Source organism: Pseudomonas sp. GT1P32 (genome assembly GCF_054897805.1).
This window is the reverse complement of the sequence record NZ_CM142704.1, coordinates 3878454-3896515: the sequence shown is the minus strand read 5'-3', so window position 1 is coordinate 3896515 and position 18062 is coordinate 3878454. Positions and strand designations below refer to the sequence as shown.

Below are 18062 nucleotides of genomic sequence, written 5' to 3'. Positions count from 1 at the left end.
CTTGTGGCCTCCGGCTGCGTTGTGAGAATAATCGTTAAGGTTGGTCTTTTGCCAACCGAAAAAGGTGAAAGCTTGATGCTGCCTGCCAAAAATAAAGAAATTTCAGCTATTTCTAACCTTTGTTCGACAGTCGATCAGGTAGTGCAATTTGAAAATTCACTACATGCAGCCTCCTACACGCCGATCAAGGATAGACCATGAGCCTCCCTACGCTTGCCGAACTGCCCGGCATTCTCCTGCCGTTTGTCACCCGCGCCGAGCAGTCGTTCCGTACGGCCGTCGAGGCACTCGATGACGATCATGGCCTGTCCGGCTGGACGCCTGAGCGCTGGGCGCAATTCGCCCGCGTCACCGCCGCCAGCGACTTCGTGATTGAACAGAGCGTTCGTGACCCTTTGATGTTGCTGGCGTTGGTACAGTCCGGTGAGCTGGACCGTGGCTATGCTCCCGGCGAACTGTGTGCGCAGATTGCGGCAGCGGTGAACGCGGCTGAAACCGAAGACGAGCTCGGTCGCGCCCTGCGCCGTCAGCGCACTCGCCATCAAGTGCGGATCATCTGGCGCGACCTGACCCGTCAGGCCGATCTGGTCCAGACTTGCCGCGACCTCTCGGACATGGCCGATGCCAGCATCGATCAGGCCTATCAGTGGTTGTACTCGCGGCATTGCCAGCAGTTCGGCGTGCCCACCGGCCGGCGCAGCGGCGAGCCGCAGCAGATGGTCATTCTCGGCATGGGCAAACTCGGCGCGGTCGAGCTGAACCTGTCGTCGGACATCGACCTGATCTTCGCCTACCCCGAGGGCGGCGAAACCGTCGGCGTGAAACGCTCGCTGGATAATCAGGAATTCTTCATCCGCCTCGGTCAGCGCCTGATCAAGGCGCTGGACCCGATGACCGTCGACGGCTTCGTGTTCCGCGTCGACATGCGCCTGCGCCCTTACGGTTCGTCGGGTGCGCTGGTGTTGAGCTTCAACGCGCTGGAGCAGTATTACCAGGATCAGGGCCGTGACTGGGAGCGCTACGCGATGATCAAGTCGCGGGTGGTGGCCGGCGACCAGGTGGCCGGCGCGCAGCTGCAAGACATGCTGCGCCCGTTCGTTTATCGGCGTTACCTGGACTTCTCTGCCATCGAAGCGCTGCGCACGATGAAGCAGCTGATTCAGCAGGAAGTCCGGCGCAAGGGCATGGCCGACAACATCAAGCTCGGCTCCGGCGGCATCCGCGAAGTCGAGTTTATCGCCCAGGCGTTCCAACTGATCCACGGTGGCCGCGACCTGAGCCTGCAACAACGTCCTCTATTAAAAGTACTGAGCACGCTGGAAGGTCAGGGTTACCTGCCGCCGGCGGTGATCAGCGAGCTGCGCGAAGGCTACGAATTCCTGCGTTACACCGAGCACGCGATCCAGGCGATTGCCGACCGCCAGACCCAGATGTTGCCGGACGGCGCGCAGGATCAGGCGCGCATTGCCTTTATGTTGGGCTTCGCCGATTGGGAGGCCTTCCATGAGATGCTGATGTATTGGCGCGGTCGCGTGGCCTGGCACTTTGGCCAGGTGATCGCCGACCCTGATGAAGAGGAAGGCACCGAAAGCGAAGTGGTGGTCGGCGGTGAATGGCTGCCATTGTGGGAGGAGGCGCAGGACGAAGAGGCCGCCTGTCGCCAGTTGGAGGAGGGCGGTTTCGCCGATGCCACCAAAGCGCTGAAAGCCTTGGCCAGCCTGCGCAGCAGCCCGCAATTGCGCGCGATGCAGCGTTTGGGTCGCGAGCGCCTTGATGCGTTCATTCCACGGTTGCTGGCCCAGGCGGTCGAGCACGCCAACCCAGATCTGGTGCTGGAGCGCGTGCTGCCGCTGGTCGAAGCGGTGGCCCGACGCTCCGCGTACCTGGTGCTGTTGACTGAAAACCCTGGCGCTCTACGACGTTTGCTGACCTTGTGCGCCGCGAGCCCGTGGATCGCTGAACAGATCACGCGCTTCCCGCTGCTGCTCGACGAACTGCTCAACGAAGGCCGGTTGTTCAAGCCGCCGTTGGCGCCGGAACTGGCCGCCGAGTTGCGCGAGCGCCTGACGCGAATCCCCGAGGATGACCTCGAACAGCAAATGGAAGCCCTGCGCCATTTCAAACTGGCGCACCGTTTGCGCGTCGCCGCGTCGGAAATCGCCGGCAGCCTGCCGCTGATGAAAGTCAGCGATTACCTGACCTGGCTCGCTGAGGCGATCCTGGAACAAGTGCTGGCCCTGGCCTGGCGCCAGACCGTGGCCAAACACGGCACGCCGCAGCGCACCGATGGCACTTTGTGCGATCCCGGCTTCATCATTGTCGGTTACGGGAAAGTCGGCGGGCTGGAATTGGGGCATGGTTCGGACCTGGACCTGGTGTTCATTCACGATGGCGATCCGCAGGCAGAAACCGACGGGCCGAAACCGATCGACGGCGCGCAATTTTTCACCCGGCTGGGGCAGCGGATCATTCACTTGCTCACGGCCCAGACCAACTCCGGTCAGCTGTATGAAGTGGACATGCGCCTGCGGCCGTCCGGTGCATCCGGTCTGTTGGTGAGTTCGCTCGGGGCGTTTGCCCGTTATCAGGAAAACGAAGCCTGGACCTGGGAGCATCAGGCGCTGGTACGGGCGCGGGTGCTGGTGGGCAGTCAGGATGTCGGCCAAGCGTTCGAGAAGGTTCGCGCGGCGATATTGGGCAAAGTTCGGGATTTGCCGACCTTGCGTCAGGAGGTCAGTGAGATGCGCGCGAAGATGCGCGATAACCTTGGCAGCAAGAGCACCGCGGCCGGCACCGGGGCGAATGCCTTCGAAGCCACGGCGCCGTTCGATCTCAAGCAGGACGCGGGAGGTATCGTCGATATTGAATTTATGGTGCAATACGCGGCTCTGGCGTGGTCCGAAACACACCCGCCATTGCTGCGCTGGACCGACAATATCCGCATTCTGGAAGAGCTGGAACACGAAGGGCTGATGCCCGCCGAAGACGCCAGCCTGTTGCGCGAGGCCTATAAAGCCTACCGCTCCGCCGCGCACCGGCAGGCCTTGCAGAAGGACGCCGGGGTGATACCGGGCGACCAGTTCGCGGACGAACGGCGGCAGGTGTTGCGGATCTGGAAAGAGTTGGGGTTAAGCTGAAACCGGATACTTGAAACGATAGATACCCCTGTGGGAGCGAGCCTGCTCGCGAAGGCGACGTGTCAGGCAGCATAGATGTTGAATGTTATGTCCCCTTCGCGAGCAGGCTCGCTCCCACAGTAGAGCAGCGTTGTTTTGTAGATTGAGGCAGCTAAGCTGCACCGCACTGGATGTGCACCAATACCCAATGTGGGAGCAAACTCCCACAGTAGATCTGCAGTGTTTTGTAGAATTCTCGAGGCGGGGAGGCGTATGCCTCCCCGGTTCGTTTTTGGAAACCACATGAAAATTCTGATCGTTGGGCCCAGTTGGGTCGGTGACATGGTGATGGCGCAGACACTGTTTCAGTGTCTCAAGCAACGCCACCCGCAATGCGAAATCGACGTGCTGGCCCCCGAGTGGAGCCGGCCGATTCTTGAGCGCATGCCCGAAGTTCGCCAGGCCTTGAGCTTTCCGCTCGGCCACGGCGCGCTGGAACTGGCGACGCGTCGGCGCATCGGCAAATCCCTGGCCGGTCAGTACGACCAGGCGATCCTGCTGCCCAATTCCCTGAAGTCGGCGCTGGTGCCGTTCTTCGCCGGTATCCCGAAACGCACCGGCTGGCGTGGCGAGTTCCGCTACGGCTTGCTCAATGACGTGCGCACGCTGGACAAAGAACGTTACCCGCTGATGATCGAGCGCTTCATGGCGCTGGCGTACGAGCCCGGCCTTGAACTGCCGAAACCGTATCCGCGCCCGACCTTGCAGATCGATCCGGTCACCCGTGAAGCGGCGCTGGCCAAATTCGGCCTGAGCCTCGACCGTCCGGTGTTGGCGCTGTGCCCCGGTGCCGAGTTTGGCGAGTCCAAGCGCTGGCCGTCCGAGCATTACGCCAAGGTCGCCGAGGCGAAGATTCGCGAAGGCTGGCAAGTCTGGCTGTTCGGTTCGAAAAACGATCACGCTGTGGGCGAAGACATTCGCGCGCGACTGATTCCCGGGCTGCGTGAAGAGTCGGTGAACCTCAGTGGCGGCACGTCCCTGGCCGAGGCCATCGACCTGATGTCCTGCGCGGACTCGGTGGTGTCCAACGATTCCGGCCTGATGCACGTCGCGGCGGCGCTGAACCGTCCATTGGTGGCGGTGTACGGCTCGACGTCGCCGGGCTTCACGCCACCGCTGGCCGAACATGTCGAGATCGTGCGCCTGGGCATCGAATGCAGCCCGTGCTTTGATCGCACGTGCCGCTTTGGTCATTACAACTGCCTGCGCCAGCTGATGCCGCAAGCGGTGAACGAAGCCTTGCAGCGGTTGCAGGGCACTGTGGTCGAGGTCAAATAGTTTGCGGGTTCTGCTGATCAAGACTTCTTCGCTGGGCGACGTGATTCATGCGTTGCCGGCGTTGACCGACGCATCCCGGGCGATTCCCGGCATCACGTTCGACTGGGTGGTGGAAGAAGGTTTCGCCGAGATCCCGACCTGGCACCCGGCCGTGGGCAAGGTGATTCCGGTGGCGATCCGTCGCTGGCGCAAGAACATCTGGCAAACCATCAAGAGTGGCGAGTGGAAGCGCTTCAAGCAAAGCGTTCGCGCCACGAAATATGATCTGGTGATTGACGCTCAGGGCCTGTTGAAAAGCGCCTTGCTGACCCGCTACGTCAAGGCCCCGGTGGCGGGCCTCGATAAAGGTTCGGCGCGGGAGCCGATCGCTGCGCGTTTCTATGATCGACGCCTGGCGGTCGCCCGTGGTCAGCACGCGGTGGAGCGAGTGCGTCAGTTGTTCGCCATCGCCCTGGGCTATGACTTGCCAAAAGGTCTGGGCGATTACGGCTTGAACGTCGAGCGCCTGGTGGAATTGCCGCGCAAGAATCCTTACGTGCTGTTCCTGCACGGCACCACGTGGGACACCAAACACTGGCCTGAAGCCTATTGGCGCGAACTGGCCGAGCGCGTTGGTTATCTGGGCGTCGGCGTGAAGCTGGCATGGGGCAATCCGGCCGAGAAGGCCCGGGCTGAACGCATCGCCAAGGACATGCGCCACGTTGAAGTGCTGCCCAAGTTGAACCTGGCGGGCATCGGCAAAGTGCTGGCCGGCGCGCAGGCGTGCGTGGCGGTGGACACCGGTCTTGGTCACCTCGCGGCCGCACTCGATGTGCCAACGCTGTCGCTGTTCGGTCCGACCAACCCTGGCCTGACCGGCGCGTATGGCAAGGCACAGATTCACATGGCCAGCGATTTCCCCTGCGCACCGTGCCTGCAAAAGAAATGCACCTATCAACCGACGGCCGAAGATGCCCGCCGGTTTGACCTGAAACGCGAGTTGCCGCTGTGCTTCACGCGTTTGAATCCCGAGCGTGTCGCGACCCGACTGAGCACGTTGTTACTGGCTGAGGAGCTGCGCTGATGCAATTGGCATTCGTCTTGTACAAGTACTTTCCGTTCGGGGGCTTGCAGCGCGATTTCATGCGCATCGCCCTGGAATGTCAGCAGCGCGGTCATCAGATTCGTGTCTACACGCTGATCTGGGAAGGCGACATCCCGCCGGGTTTCGAAGTGCTGGTGGCGCCGGTCAAGGCGTTCTTCAATCATCGTCGCAACGAGAAGCTCAGCGAGTGGATGGAGGCCGATCTGGCCAAGCGTCCGGTGGACCGTCTGATTGGTTTCAACAAAATGCCAGGCCTGGACGTCTACTACGCCGCCGACGGCTGCTTCGAAGACAAGGCGCAGAACCTGCGCAACTCGCTGTACCGTCGTTGGGGCCGCTACCGGCACTTCGCCGAGTACGAGCGCGCGGTGTTCGCCAAGGACGCCAAGACAGAAGTGCTGATGATCTCCGAAGTCCAGCAGCCGCTGTTCATCAAGCATTACGACACGCCGTTGGAACGCTTCCATTTGCTGCCGCCGGGCATTTCTCAGGACCGTCGCGCGCCACCGAATGCGGCTGAGATTCGTGCCGGGTTCCGTCGTGAATTCAACCTGCAGGACGACGAGTTGCTGCTGGTGCAGATCGGCTCCGGGTTCAAGACCAAGGGCGTGGATCGCAGCCTCAAGGCGCTGGCCGCGTTGTCCGCTGACCTGAAGAAACGCACTCGGTTGTTTGTAATTGGCCAGGATGACCCCAAGTTATTCCAGGTGCAGAGTGCCACTTTGGGGCTCGGCGACAACGTGACGTTCCTCAAGGGCCGCAGCGATATCCCGCGTTTTCTGCTTGGCGCCGACCTGTTGATCCATCCGGCGTACAACGAAAACACCGGGACCGTGTTGCTCGAAGCCCTGGTGGCCGGGTTGCCGGTACTGGTCAGCGCCGTGTGCGGTTATGCCCATTACATCGCTGAAGCCGACGCCGGCCTGGTGCTGGACGAACCCTTCGATCAGGCGCAACTGACGCAATACCTGACCAGCATGTTGAACGACGCTCAAGCACGGGCGGCCTGGAGCCGCAACGGTCTGGCTTTCGCCGAGACGGCCGACCTCTACAGCATGCCGCAACACGCGGCCGATGTGATTCTGGCGGAGCACGCTAAATGAAGTTGATGCTGGCTGAACCGTTCAAGAGCCTTTGGGCCGGACGCGACCCGTTCGCCGAAGTCGAAGGCTTGCAGGGCGAGGTTTATCGCGAGCTGGAAGCGCGCCGGACCTTGCGCACTGAAGTGAACGGCAATGGTTTTTTCGTGAAGATCCACCGTGGCATTGGCTGGGGCGAGATCTTCAAGAACCTGCTGACCGCCAAACTGCCGGTGCTTGGTGCGGGCCAGGAGTGGAAAGCCATTCAGCGCCTGCAGGAAGTCGGTGTGCCGACCATGACCGCTGTCGCCTACGGTGAAAAGGGCAGCAACCCGGCGGATCAGCATTCGTTCATCGTTACCGAAGAGCTGGCGCCGACCGTCAGCCTCGAAGATTTCAGTATCGACTGGGTCAAGCAACCGCCGGAGCCAAAACTCAAGCGCGCGCTGATCGCCGAAGTCGCGCGCATGACCGGCATGATGCACCGCGCCGGGGTCAACCATCGCGACTGCTACATCTGCCACTTCCTGTTGCACACCGACAAACCGGTGACTGCCGACGATTTCAAACTCTCGGTGATCGACCTGCACCGCGCCCAGACCCGCCCGGCCATCACCCAGCGCTGGCGTAACAAGGATCTGGCGGCGCTGTACTTCTCGGCCCTGGACATCGGCTTGACCCAGCGCGACAAATTGCGTTTCCTCAAGGGCTACTTCCAGCAACCGCTGCGCCAGGTTCTGTCGGAAGAAGCGGGGCTGCTCGCCTGGCTGGAAGGCAAGGCCAACAAACTCTACGACCGTAAACAGCGATACGGGGATGCGCTCTGATGTCGGGCTGGAAACTGGAACCTGCCTACAGCGATCTGACCGAAGACTTCGGCAGCCTCGATGCGGTATTTGCGCTTCAGGGTGAACGTCTGACTCACGACCTGCTGTCCGAAGTCATTCGTGTCCAGCGCAATGGCGTCAACTATTACGTCAAGCGCTACGTCGGCGCGGGCAAGGGCTTGCGCCGCTACCTGGGCAAGCCACGGGTGAAAATGGAATGGCAAAACCTCAAGCGCTTCGCCAAGTGGGGCATTCCCACCGCTGAAGTGGTGGCCTGGGGGCTGGAGCGGCGCGGTGCGGCCTACAATCGCGGGGCGATGATCACGCGTGAACTGCCGCGTACCGAAGACCTGTCCGTGCTGGCTGAGCGGCATGATCCAAAGCTGGCGGACCGCGCCTGGGTCGATCATGTCAGTCGACAATTGGCCGATTACACCCGGACCATGCACGACCACCGCTTCACCCATAACGATCTGAAGTGGCGCAACCTGTTGATCGACGATCAGGCGCGTCTGTTCCTGATCGATTGCCCCAATGGTGATTTCTGGCGCGGTTTCTGGCTCAAGTACCGCATCACCAAGGATCTGGCGTGCCTGGACAAGGTCGCCAAGTATCAGCTGTCGGCCACCCAGCGCCTGCGCTTTTACTTGCAATACCGCCAAAGGACACGACTCAATGCCGCCGACAAAAAACGGATCCGGCACGTGGTTAGATTTTTCGAGGGACGCGAATGACTGATTTTCTGGCTGCTGAAGACCGTGCGCTACTGGAGCGCCACGGCCTCGGCAACTTCGATGCGCTTTGGGCTCGGCAGCTCGATGCTGTGGATGAGCCCAACACCGTGCGCGGTGGCTGGAGCAGCGTGTTTCGGCTGGATCTTGAAGGTCACGGCTTCTACCTCAAACGGCAAAGCAACTACCAGATGCGCACGCTGCATGCGCCGTTTGGCGAACCCAGTTTTGCCCGGGAATTTCGCAATATCAGTCGTTATGAAAAGCTCGGCATTCCAGCGCTGAAAGCGGCGTTCTTCGGTGAACGCAAGGTCGAGGGCGAAGTCCGCGCGATTCTGCTGACCCGTGCGCTGGACGGTTGGGATGACCTGGATTCGCTGTTGCAGCGCTGGTCGGAGTTGAGTGGTGCGCAGCACTCGGCGATTTTGCAGGCGTGTGGCGAGCTGGCTCGGCACCTGCACGCGGCGGCTCAGGTTCATGGCTGCTTCTATCCCAAGCACATTTTTCTGCGGGCCACCGGCGACGGTTACCAGGCCCAATTGATCGACCTGGAGAAAACCCGGCCGCTGCTGTGGGGCCGGCGTGACCGGGTCAAGGATCTGGAGCCGTTGACGCGGCGGGCGCCCGAGTGGAGCGATGCGCAGGTGCGTGAATTGCTGGCCGCTTACCTGGATCAATCGAAGGACAGTTCGCTGATCGACAGCTGGCTGGCGCGGCTGACTGCGCGGCGCAGCCACAAGGAGGCGCGCTGATGCGTTTGTCCGAACTGAAAAACGCCGGCCGTAGCCCGGCTCTGCCGCTGAGCGTTTCACTGGCCGATGCCGCCGGCCCTGCCGAGTTGCAATTGTTGAGTCTGTTGCGGGTGTTGCCGGGGCAGCGCTATGTCGGCGCCGGTGTCTGGCGCGGTCGGCCGGTGCTGGCCAAGTTGTTGGTCGGCAACAAGGCGCCCCGGCATTTCCAGCGAGAACTGGACGGTGTGCGCTTGCTCGCCGCTCAAGGTCTGACCACGCCGCAGCTGCTGGCCGACGGCTTGAAGGACGGCGAGGGCGGCTGGCTGCTGTTCGATTTCCTTGAAGGCGCCGAGAGCCTGGGGGATACCTGGAAACAGGTCGAGCACTTGCCGGTGCTCGCGGATGGGCAAGGGGCCGTGTTGGCCGAGGCGTTGGGCGCGATCGGCCAGATGCACCGCAAAGGGCTGTGGCAGGAAGACCTGCACCTGGACAACCTGCTGCGCCAGGGCGGTCGACTGTATCTGATCGACGGCGCGGGGATCTGCAGCGAAACCCCCGGCCAGCCATTGTCGCGGCAGAAAGTCCTGGAAAACCTCGGGGTGTTTTTCGCCCAGTTGCCCAAGGCGCTGGAGCCCTTCACCGAAGAATTGCTGGTGTATTACCTGTTGAGCAATGGCGAGCATGCCTTGCCCATGGAAGCGTTGCAGAAGCAGATCGACAAGGTCCGCAGCTGGCGCCTCAAAGACTTCCTGATCAAGGTCGGACGCGAATGCACGCTGTTCAGTGTGCAGCGCGGGGCCTTCGGGTTGCGGGCGATTCGCCGCGAGGAAGAAGCGGCGATGCTGCCGGTGCTGGAGCAGGCCGATGCATTGCTCGATCAGGGCCATCTGTACAAGACCGGCGGCGCGGCGAGTGTCGGAAAAGTCGTGGTGGACGGTCGGACGCTGGTAATCAAGCGCTACAACATCAAGGGCTTTGCCCACTGGCTCAAGCGCTTCTGGCGCCCGAGCCGTGCCTGGCACTCATGGCGCGAAGGCAATCGGCTGGCATTCCTCGGTATCGCCACGCCGAAACCGCTGGCCGTGCTGGAACAGCGGTTTCTCTGGTTGCGCAGCCGGGCGTATCTGGTGACCGAGCATTTGCCGGGGCCGGACATCATCGAGCGGTTTGCGCCGTACGTTGAAAGCGGTGAAGCGCCCGAGGCAGAGCTGGTGGCACTGGATCAGTTGTTTGCAGAGCTGATTCGCGAGCGGATCAGTCACGGCGACTTCAAGGGCCACAACCTGTTCTGGCAGGAAGATCGCTGGGCACTGATCGATCTGGACGCGATGCGTCAGCACGGCTCGCTCGCCAGCTTCGCTCCCGCGTATGCGCGGGACCGGGCGCGGTTCATGCGCAATTGGCCTGAGAGCAGCGCGCTGTATCAGGTCATCGATCAGCGGCTGCCCAAAGATATCTCCAGCGCTGCCTGAATTTCCTGCAGGGTCTGCGGCAAACACACATTCTGTGCTCGCTGCAGATCCTGTAGGAGCAAGCTTGCTCGCGATGGGGCCGGAACAGTCCCCCCGAGATTGGCGGACAAATTCTTATGAAATGTCCTACATGATCTCCGGACCCCATGAACTGTGCCCTGAATAGCCGCAATGCTAGTTTGCCTGACGTTCATGGAGGGCAAATCTTGACGATTAAAACGGCTGTTCTGCTCGGCACATTCTCGCTGGCGCTATCTGGCTGCGGCACCGCCGTCACGGTCCTGCAAAATGACGAAGACGCGGCGCGTGACCTGCGCAAACAAAAAACCTACTGCCAATCCATCCCGCGAATCTACAGCGGTCTGGCCTACGATTTCTGTGTGCTGAATGCACCGCCGGACCCCACGGGTTTTCTTGTACCGCTGGTTTTGCTGGACCTGGCGTTGTCCGGTGCGCTGGACACCGTTGCCTTGCCGTACACGATTTACCGGCAGGGGGTAGATGGCAATCTCAGGATTTACTGGCGGCCGGGGCGCGGATGATCCTGGCCGTGCGCCCTGGCCTTGGGTCATGTTTACGTCGCTGATAACCGTAGGGTCATTCCCGGCATGTTTACGCTATAATCCCGCCCTTTAGCTGTCTCTCGCCCCTTGCGAGGGCACATTAATTTTTGAGGCGCGTTGCGCCTGCATGCAGACTAAAGAGGCTAGACCCCTGTGGCATTGACGATTCTTGGCCTGTCCGGCGCCCTTAGCCATGATCCTTCCGCAGCCTTATACATCGACGGCAAGCTGGTCGCGGCGGCTGAAGAAGAGCGCTTTGTGCGCGATAAACATGCAAAGAACCGCATGCCTTACGAATCGGCGAAGTTCTGCCTCGAGCAGGCGGGCATCAAGCCGTCCGACGTTGACGTGGTTGCGATTCCGTTCGCACCGATCAGCCTGTTCGGCAAGGCGCGCTGGCACTACGCCAAGCGTTACTGGTACGCCCCGGACCGCGCTCTCGACGCGATCCTGATGGGCAATCGTCGCTACAAGCGCTATCGCAACAAGATCGTCTGGTGCCTGGAGCAACTGGGCTTCGATCCGAAGAAAATCAAGATCGAGCCCGTCGAGCATCACCTGGCCCACGCTTCCAGCGCTTACCACTGCTCCGGTTTCAAAGAGAAAACCGCGATCCTCGGCATCGACGGCAAGGGTGAGTACGCCACGACCTTCTTCGGTTACGGCGAAAACGGCAAGATCCACAAGATCAAGGAATTCTTCGATCCGGACTCCCTGGGCGGCCTGTACGGTGCGATCACCGAGTTCCTCGGTTTCGAGATGCTCGACGGCGAGTTCAAGGTCATGGGCATGGCGCCGTACGGCGACGCCAGCAAGTACGACTTCTCGCGTCTGGCCTCGTTCGAGAACGGCGAGCTGGTGATCAACACCGACTACGCCAACGTCATCGGCCTGCGTCGTTATAAAGAGAAGGGCAAGGGTTTCTACTTCTCGCCGAAGCTGATCGAGTGGCTGGGTCCCAAGCGCGAAGGCGACATCGCCGACGAACCGTACATCCACTACGCCGCGAGCATGCAAGCGCTGTTCGAGAAACTGGCGTTGCAGATGATCGACCATTACCTGGGCGACGTGCTCAAGGAAACCGGCAAGCTGGCCTTCGCCGGCGGCTGTGCGTTGAACGTCAAGCTCAACCAGAAAATCATCGCCCGTGACGACGTCAAAGAGCTGTTCGTCCAGCCTGCGTCCGGCGACGCCGGCACTGCGGTCGGCGCGGCGGCTTACGTGTCTCACGCCCGTGGCGTGCCGGTCGAGAAGATGGAACACGTCTACCTCGGCCCGTCGTACAGCAACGAAGACGTGCTGGCAGCATGCGCCCGTCACCCGAGCAAGCCGGTATGGCGCAAGCTCGAGAACATGCCGGAAAACATTGCCAAAATCATGGTCGATGGCAACCCGGTCGCGTGGTTCCAGGGTCGCATGGAGTTCGGTCCGCGTGCCTTGGGCGGTCGTTCGATCATCGGTTGCCCGAGCGCGACCGGCGTGGCTGACCGCATCAACCACCAGATCAAGTTCCGCGAGCGCTGGAGGCCTTTCTGCCCGTCGATGCTCGACACCGTTGCACCGCAGATGATCAAGATCGATCACCCGGCGCCGTTCATGACCTTCACCTTCGAAGTGGCTGAAGAGTGGAAAACCCGCGTGCCGGAAGTGGTCCACGAAGACGGCACGTCCCGGGCCCAGGTGCTCAAGCGCGAATACAACCCGCGCTACTACGACATGATGAAGGCGCTGGAAGTGCTGACCGGCAACGGCGTGTCGCTGAACACTTCGCTCAACCGCCGTGGCGAGCCGATGATCTGCTCGCCGACGGATGCCCTGAACATGTTCTTCGGCTCCGACCTGCAGTATCTGATCATGGAAGACATCCTGGTGGTCAAAGAGGGCGCGGACGCATATGACACGCTCGGCTGAACGCCATGTGCTGCAGTTCTGTCACGGCTATGACGGCCCGTTTCTGGACTGCGCCCGGCAGTACGCCAGCCTGTTTGCGGGGACCGGTTATCGAGTGACCACGGTGTTTCTGACCGGGGTTGCAGACAGCGAGGTTGCCGCGGGCTGTGCTTCCGATGAAGTGTTGTTCATGGAATACAGCTCCAAGGCCATTCGTGGCCTGAAGCTGGGTGCCATCGGCGATCTGCGCAAGATCGCCGCTTCGCGCAACTTCAGCTTCTGCATTGCTCATCGTTTCAAGCCGATCTACATCGCCTTGTTGGGCACTTCGTTGCCGGTGATCGGTGTGCATCACGCGTTTGATGACTACAAGCGCGGCACTCGCAAACTCTTCGCCCATATTTTCCGCAAGCGCCTGAGCCTGCTCGGGGTTTCCGACGCGGTGCGCGATGACATGCGCGGTTGCTTGCCGAAATGGCCGGCCGGGCGGATTCAGACGCTCTATAACCGCATTGATGTGCAAACCTTGCAAGACAGCCAGGTGTCCGTTCGTGAAGCCCGGGAAACCCTGGGGTTGTCGATGGATGCCTGGGTTGTCGGCAACGTCGGGCGGCTGCATCCGGACAAGGATCAGGCCACGTTGCTGGAAGGTTTTGCGACGGCTCTGCCGGGTTTGCCGGCTAACAGCCAACTGGTCATTTTGGGTGCCGGTCGGCTGGAGCAGGACCTCAAGGCCCAGGCCCGCGAACTGGGCATTGGCGATCGCGTACTGTTCCTTGGGCAGGTGCCCGAGGCCCGGCGTTATTTCCGTGCCTTCGATGTGTTTGCCCTGAGTTCCGATCACGAGCCGTTCGGCATGGTGCTGCTGGAGGCCATGGCCGCCGGCGTACCGTTGCTCGCCACGGCGTGTGGCGGTGCGAAGGAAGTGGTGGAAGGCGTTGGCATTCTGTTCCCGTTGGGCGATGCCGGGCACCTGGCTCAAGGGCTGCACCATCTGGCCGCGATGGATGAGCAACAACGTCGCCAGTGCGCCGAGCTGATGCTCGACCGCTTGCGTGAGCGCTTCTCCGACCGTGCCGTACGCGATGCTTTCTGGCGTTTGCCACACGTTACCGAACTGGCGCCGAGGGGCTGATGCTCAACCGACTACAAGGCTGGCGCGAGCGTGGCTGGGCGGTGGTCGATGCCTCGACATACGCCGAGGCCTGGCACCGTTATGGCGGCAGCGTCGCGACGCACCCGATGGTCGTCGAACGACTTGCTCATTTGGCCGGCATTCCCGTGCGCTATCTGGCCTGGGCGCAAAACGGTGACGTCCAGGCAGCCATTCCGACCTGGGGCCGCGACCTTGCCTTGTCCAAGGACGTGCTCAAGCGCAACGGTAAAAAAGGCCTGTTCGACCTCGGCAATGCCGAGCTAATCCTGCCGGCCGCTGCTGATACGCAAGCGCCCCTGCGCCATCGCGCTCGTTATCTGTCAGCACTGAATGAAGGCCGGTTTGCAGGCATCAGGTTGCAGACTGAACAATTGGCCATGGCCCGTACTCCGGAAGAACTGTCGAAGAAGTTTCGCTACAACCAGCGCCGCGAATTGCGCTTGCTGGAGGAGGCGGGCGGCGTGGTGCGGCCGGTCAGCGAGTTTTCCAGCCGCGAACTGGCCGCGATTTATTGTGACCTGTTCCAGCGTCGCTGGGGTTTTGCGGCCACTGGCGCCGAGCGCATGGGCGAAGTGATCGAGTTGTTGCGTGATTTGTTGATCGGCTCGGTGATTTTCCTCAACGACGCGCCGATCGCGATTCAACTGGTTTACCGCGTCGAAGCGCCGCAATGGATCAGTGTCGAGTACATCAATGGTGGCGTAGACCCGCAAACCCGTGAATTCAGCCCTGGCAGCGTGCTGAGCTTTCTCAATACGCAAAGTGCCTGGGAGCATGCGCGAGCGCTGGACAAGCCCCTGCGCTTCTCCTTCGGTCGCGCCGATCGTGAATACAAGGATCGCTGGTGCAATCCTGTGCCAGTCTTCACCGTATGAGCCAATCCATGAGCCGTAAACAGCAATTGCTCAAGCGCCATCGGCGCCAGAAACGCATCGGCCTCCTGATTGCGCTGGTGCTGTTGATTGCCATCGGCGTGCTGGTGGCCTGGTGGTTGCCGCTGATTCTGGCGGTCCTGGGCTGGATCGCTCACGAAGCATGGTTTGCCGACCATTTGTTTTATTCGCCCAAAGACGATTACGAGTACAGCTTCCCGCCCTATACCCAACAACCCAAGGTTCATCTGGACGGTGAGCATTTGCGGCTGGATGACGGCGTCATGCTGGTGGACGACGCGACCCTGGTGCTGGCGTTACGGATCAAAAGCACCTGGCTGGGGCGCTTTCTCGACCCGATAGTGGAGTTGTCGGGTGGCGACAGTCCGGACCGGCAAGTCTTTGAGCGTGGTGTGAACGGTCTGCGTTACCTCAACCTCAGCGGCCAGGCGCAGGTTCTGTCCAAAGGCGATTTGCGTTTGCGCGGGCGTTTCTGCCGATTGCTCGGCGAACCGGTACTTTGGGCGTTCGAACATCCGGATTACAGCAGTCGGCGGGTGATGGTGATCGCACCCCATGCCGACGATGCCGAATTGGCCGCGTTCGGCTTGTACAGCAGTGCCAGCGAAAGCTGGATCGTGACGTTGACCGCCGGTGAAATCGAGGCCGAACACTATCAGCAGATGGGGCTCAAAGGCGTCGAAGCATCCCGGTTGAAAGGTTCACTTCGCGCCTGGGACAGTATCAGCGTGCCATTGTGGGGCGGCGTACCCCAGGAACGCTGTGTCCAGCTGGGCTACTTCTGTCTGCAGTTGCCTGCCATGCAAAACGCGCCGGCCGAGGCCGTGTTGTCCCGCGAGGCGCAACTGGGCGATACCCGCTACTTTCGCCGATTCAATCCGTTCACCCTGGGCAGTGACGTGGATGGCGTGCCGTCCTGGAACAACCTGCTGGCCGACCTGAAAGAACTGATCGAGCGCATTCAGCCTCAGGTCATTGTCTTGCCGCATCCGCGCTTCGACCCGCACCCGGATCATCTGTGCTCGCAACAAGCGGTGATGCAGGCGCTGGGCGGTACAGCCTGGCAGCCCGAGACTTTGTTGCATTACGCCAATCACCTGCATGATAACGATCGCTGGCCAATGGGCGATGCCGGTGCGGGTGTGGCGATGCCTCCGCAGATCAGTTCCGAAGAGCCGTTGCGCCCCTGGGCGCTTTGTCTGTCGACCGAAAAACAGTGGCACAAGGCCATGTCGTTAGGCATGATGCACGACCTTCAGCCGCGACTTCCCCTCAAGCGTTTACTCCGCCGGGCGATACAACGTTGTCTGGCTGCCAGGCAATGGCCGGCTTTCGGCGAAAACGAGTTCTTCCGTAAAGCAGTGCGACGCCATGAATTGTTCTGGGTCCATGAGCTGTCGGGAAAGAGAGAGACCAATTGAAAGTTCTGTTTCTGGTGCAGAAAGAGCAGCGAGCGATCCTCGATCGGCTGTATGACGGTATCGCCGAGCAGTGCGAGTGTGACAAGCGCGAATTGACCAGTGAGGAACAGGACGACTTGCGTGGCTACTTTCGCAAGCACGTAGATGTCTCTCGCTATGACCGGATCGTGTTCTTCCTGCGCTTCAAAAAAGAAATCAGACAGGTGAGGTTCATACAGACCCTGCCCAATCTGGTTATTCTGGAACACGATGCTTACCAGAATTACATCCCGTGCAAGTACACCGGAAAGTTCAGCGCCCATTACCGCAAGTTGCCCTGGGCGCGGGTGATCAGCTCGGGTTACATGGTCAGCCAGCGCTTGTGCGATGAAGGCTTTGACGCGCATTTCGTGCCCAAGGGCTACGATCAGGCGCTGTTGCAGAACCGTCAGCGCGAACGTGACATCGAGCTGGGTTTCGTCGGCAGCCTGAACAGTGTTGCCTATGCTGGACGCAGGGCGATGCTCGAGTCCGTGGCCGAAGTCGAAAACCTGCTGATCACACGCACCAAGTCGGGTGAGGAATACTGCGAGACGTTGAGCCGGATCCGTTATTTCGTGAGTGCCGATGTCGGCATGGGCGAATACATGATCAAGAATTTCGAGGCCATGGCCTGTGGTTGTGTGTTGTTTGCTTACGATCAGGGCGAAGAAGAGAATCGCGCACTGGGCTTTGTCGATATGCACAACATTGTGCTTTATCGAACGCGCGATGAACTGAGGGAAAAACTCGCGGTGTTGCGTGAGTCCCCGCAGCTGACCGAGTCCATTTCATTGGCCGGGCAGGCTCTGGTAGAGCAGCGTTACACCTTCCGCGCCGTTGGGCATGCGATTGTCGACGCCCTGCGCGCGCCGCTACGCGAGCACGTTCCGCTGGGCTGGAAAGAAAAAATACGTTTGTCGCTCGGGCTGTGAAGCCGGCGGTCAAATCACTAATGGAGCGGTGTAAATAAATGCTGTTCAGCGAGACTAGCGATATTTCGGTCGTCATCACCAGTTGCGGTCGCTTCGATCTGTTGAAGCGAACCCTGGAGACGTTTGACCGGTTCAATACGGCTCCCATCCGCAAGGTATTCATTACCGAGGACTCCGGCGACAGCGCCGTCGAGGCCTGCATTCCGGAGCACTGGCGGGCGCATACCCGTTTCTTCATCAACAATCCGCGACTGGGTCAGCTACGATCCATCGATGCGGCCTATGCCGAGGTGCAGACGTCGTGGATTTTCCACTGTGAAGACGACTGGGACTTCTACCGCGAAGGGTTTATCGAAGAATCCCAATGCTTGCTGGAAGAAGATCCGCAAGCCTTGCAGGTGTGGCTGCGCAGCTTCAATCATGACCTCAAGGTTCACAGTCCTTATGTGTTTTTGAATGAGCGCAAAGTCAGCCACGGCATTCCTTTCTATGTGCTGGGCTCGCACAAGGCCGACTGGCAGGGCTTCTCCCTGAACCCGGGCTTGCGACGCCGTGCCGATTACCTGATTCATGCACCGTATTCCGCTTTTTCCGGAGAGAAAGACCTGTCGCGTCTGTATGCCGGCGAAAACCGCTATGCGCTGATTCTGGAGAACGACGCCGTACTGCACACCGGTTTCGGTGAGCATGTGGTGGTTCCACAGGAACGGAAAAACAAGTTGCGACGTAAACGTCTCGATCGGATCAAGCTGGTCGTGGCCCTAATTCTCGGTGTGGCAATAGGTTGGGTAGTCAATGGAATTTAGCG

15 protein-coding genes are annotated in these 18062 nt (G+C 60.6%); all 15 read left to right on the top strand.

Features of this window, described 5'->3' with window-relative positions; genetic code table 11:
• Nucleotides 1–197 precede the first annotated feature (197 nt).
• The 15 genes from glnE (at nucleotide 198) to ACYZUC_RS17765 (ending at nucleotide 18060) form a co-directional block, all read left to right on the top strand.
• Nucleotides 198–3137, top strand: coding sequence for a bifunctional [glutamate--ammonia ligase]-adenylyl-L-tyrosine phosphorylase/[glutamate--ammonia-ligase] adenylyltransferase (glnE, locus tag ACYZUC_RS17835; RefSeq protein ID WP_461989509.1), 2940 nt, complete (start codon nucleotides 198–200; stop codon nucleotides 3135–3137).
• A 282-nt stretch (nucleotides 3138–3419) separates the two neighbouring features.
• Nucleotides 3420–4454, top strand: a complete 1035-nt coding sequence (gene waaF, locus ACYZUC_RS17830; RefSeq protein WP_461989508.1) for a lipopolysaccharide heptosyltransferase II — start codon at nucleotides 3420–3422, stop codon at nucleotides 4452–4454.
• 1 nt (nucleotide 4455) lies between these two features.
• On the top strand, nucleotides 4456–5517 hold the full coding sequence (gene waaC, locus ACYZUC_RS17825) for a lipopolysaccharide heptosyltransferase I (protein WP_461989507.1): 1062 nt from the start codon (nucleotides 4456–4458) through the stop codon (nucleotides 5515–5517).
• Complete coding sequence (locus tag ACYZUC_RS17820; RefSeq protein WP_461989506.1) at nucleotides 5517–6641, top strand: glycosyltransferase family 4 protein; 1125 nt, start codon at nucleotides 5517–5519, stop codon at nucleotides 6639–6641. The genes waaC and ACYZUC_RS17820 overlap by 1 nt, the downstream gene beginning before the upstream one ends.
• Nucleotides 6638–7444 carry a lipopolysaccharide core heptose(I) kinase RfaP gene (gene rfaP, locus ACYZUC_RS17815; protein WP_461989505.1) on the top strand — a complete coding sequence of 269 codons (807 nt, stop codon included), beginning with the start codon at nucleotides 6638–6640 and terminating at the stop codon, nucleotides 7442–7444. Before ACYZUC_RS17820 ends, rfaP begins: the two co-directional genes overlap by 4 nt.
• Complete coding sequence (locus ACYZUC_RS17810; protein WP_461989504.1) at nucleotides 7444–8178, top strand: lipopolysaccharide kinase InaA family protein; 735 nt, start codon at nucleotides 7444–7446, stop codon at nucleotides 8176–8178. Before rfaP ends, ACYZUC_RS17810 begins: the two co-directional genes overlap by 1 nt.
• A complete protein-coding gene (locus ACYZUC_RS17805) occupies nucleotides 8175–8927 on the top strand; it encodes a lipopolysaccharide kinase InaA family protein (RefSeq protein WP_461989503.1) in 753 nt (250 codons plus the stop codon). Before ACYZUC_RS17810 ends, ACYZUC_RS17805 begins: the two co-directional genes overlap by 4 nt.
• The gene (locus tag ACYZUC_RS17800) at nucleotides 8927–10378 is read left to right on the top strand and encodes a lipopolysaccharide kinase InaA family protein (RefSeq protein ID WP_461989502.1); all 1452 of its coding nucleotides are present in this window, start codon (nucleotides 8927–8929) and stop codon (nucleotides 10376–10378) included. The genes ACYZUC_RS17805 and ACYZUC_RS17800 overlap by 1 nt, the downstream gene beginning before the upstream one ends.
• A gap of 206 nt (nucleotides 10379–10584) precedes the next feature.
• The gene (locus tag ACYZUC_RS17795; protein ID WP_461989501.1) at nucleotides 10585–10920 is read left to right on the top strand and encodes a YceK/YidQ family lipoprotein; all 336 of its coding nucleotides are present in this window, start codon (nucleotides 10585–10587) and stop codon (nucleotides 10918–10920) included.
• Nucleotides 10921–11094: 174 nt separating this feature from the next.
• Nucleotides 11095–12852, top strand: a complete 1758-nt coding sequence (locus ACYZUC_RS17790) for a carbamoyltransferase family protein (RefSeq protein WP_008027860.1) — start codon at nucleotides 11095–11097, stop codon at nucleotides 12850–12852.
• On the top strand, nucleotides 12836–13966 hold the full coding sequence (locus tag ACYZUC_RS17785) for a glycosyltransferase (RefSeq protein ID WP_461989500.1): 1131 nt from the start codon (nucleotides 12836–12838) through the stop codon (nucleotides 13964–13966). The genes ACYZUC_RS17790 and ACYZUC_RS17785 overlap by 17 nt, the downstream gene beginning before the upstream one ends.
• A complete protein-coding gene (locus ACYZUC_RS17780; protein WP_008040364.1) occupies nucleotides 13966–14862 on the top strand; it encodes an antimicrobial resistance protein Mig-14 in 897 nt (298 codons plus the stop codon). The genes ACYZUC_RS17785 and ACYZUC_RS17780 overlap by 1 nt, the downstream gene beginning before the upstream one ends.
• An 8-nt stretch (nucleotides 14863–14870) precedes the next feature.
• Nucleotides 14871–16301 (top strand): PIG-L deacetylase family protein, encoded by a 1431-nt coding sequence (locus tag ACYZUC_RS17775; RefSeq protein ID WP_461989499.1) that lies wholly within the window; start codon nucleotides 14871–14873, stop codon nucleotides 16299–16301.
• Nucleotides 16298–17254, top strand: a complete 957-nt coding sequence (locus ACYZUC_RS17770) for a glycosyltransferase family protein (protein WP_461989498.1) — start codon at nucleotides 16298–16300, stop codon at nucleotides 17252–17254. Before ACYZUC_RS17775 ends, ACYZUC_RS17770 begins: the two co-directional genes overlap by 4 nt.
• Before the next feature lie 38 nt (nucleotides 17255–17292).
• On the top strand, nucleotides 17293–18060 hold the full coding sequence (locus tag ACYZUC_RS17765; protein WP_461989497.1) for a glycosyltransferase family 2 protein: 768 nt from the start codon (nucleotides 17293–17295) through the stop codon (nucleotides 18058–18060).
• Nucleotides 18061–18062: the final 2 nt, after the last annotated feature.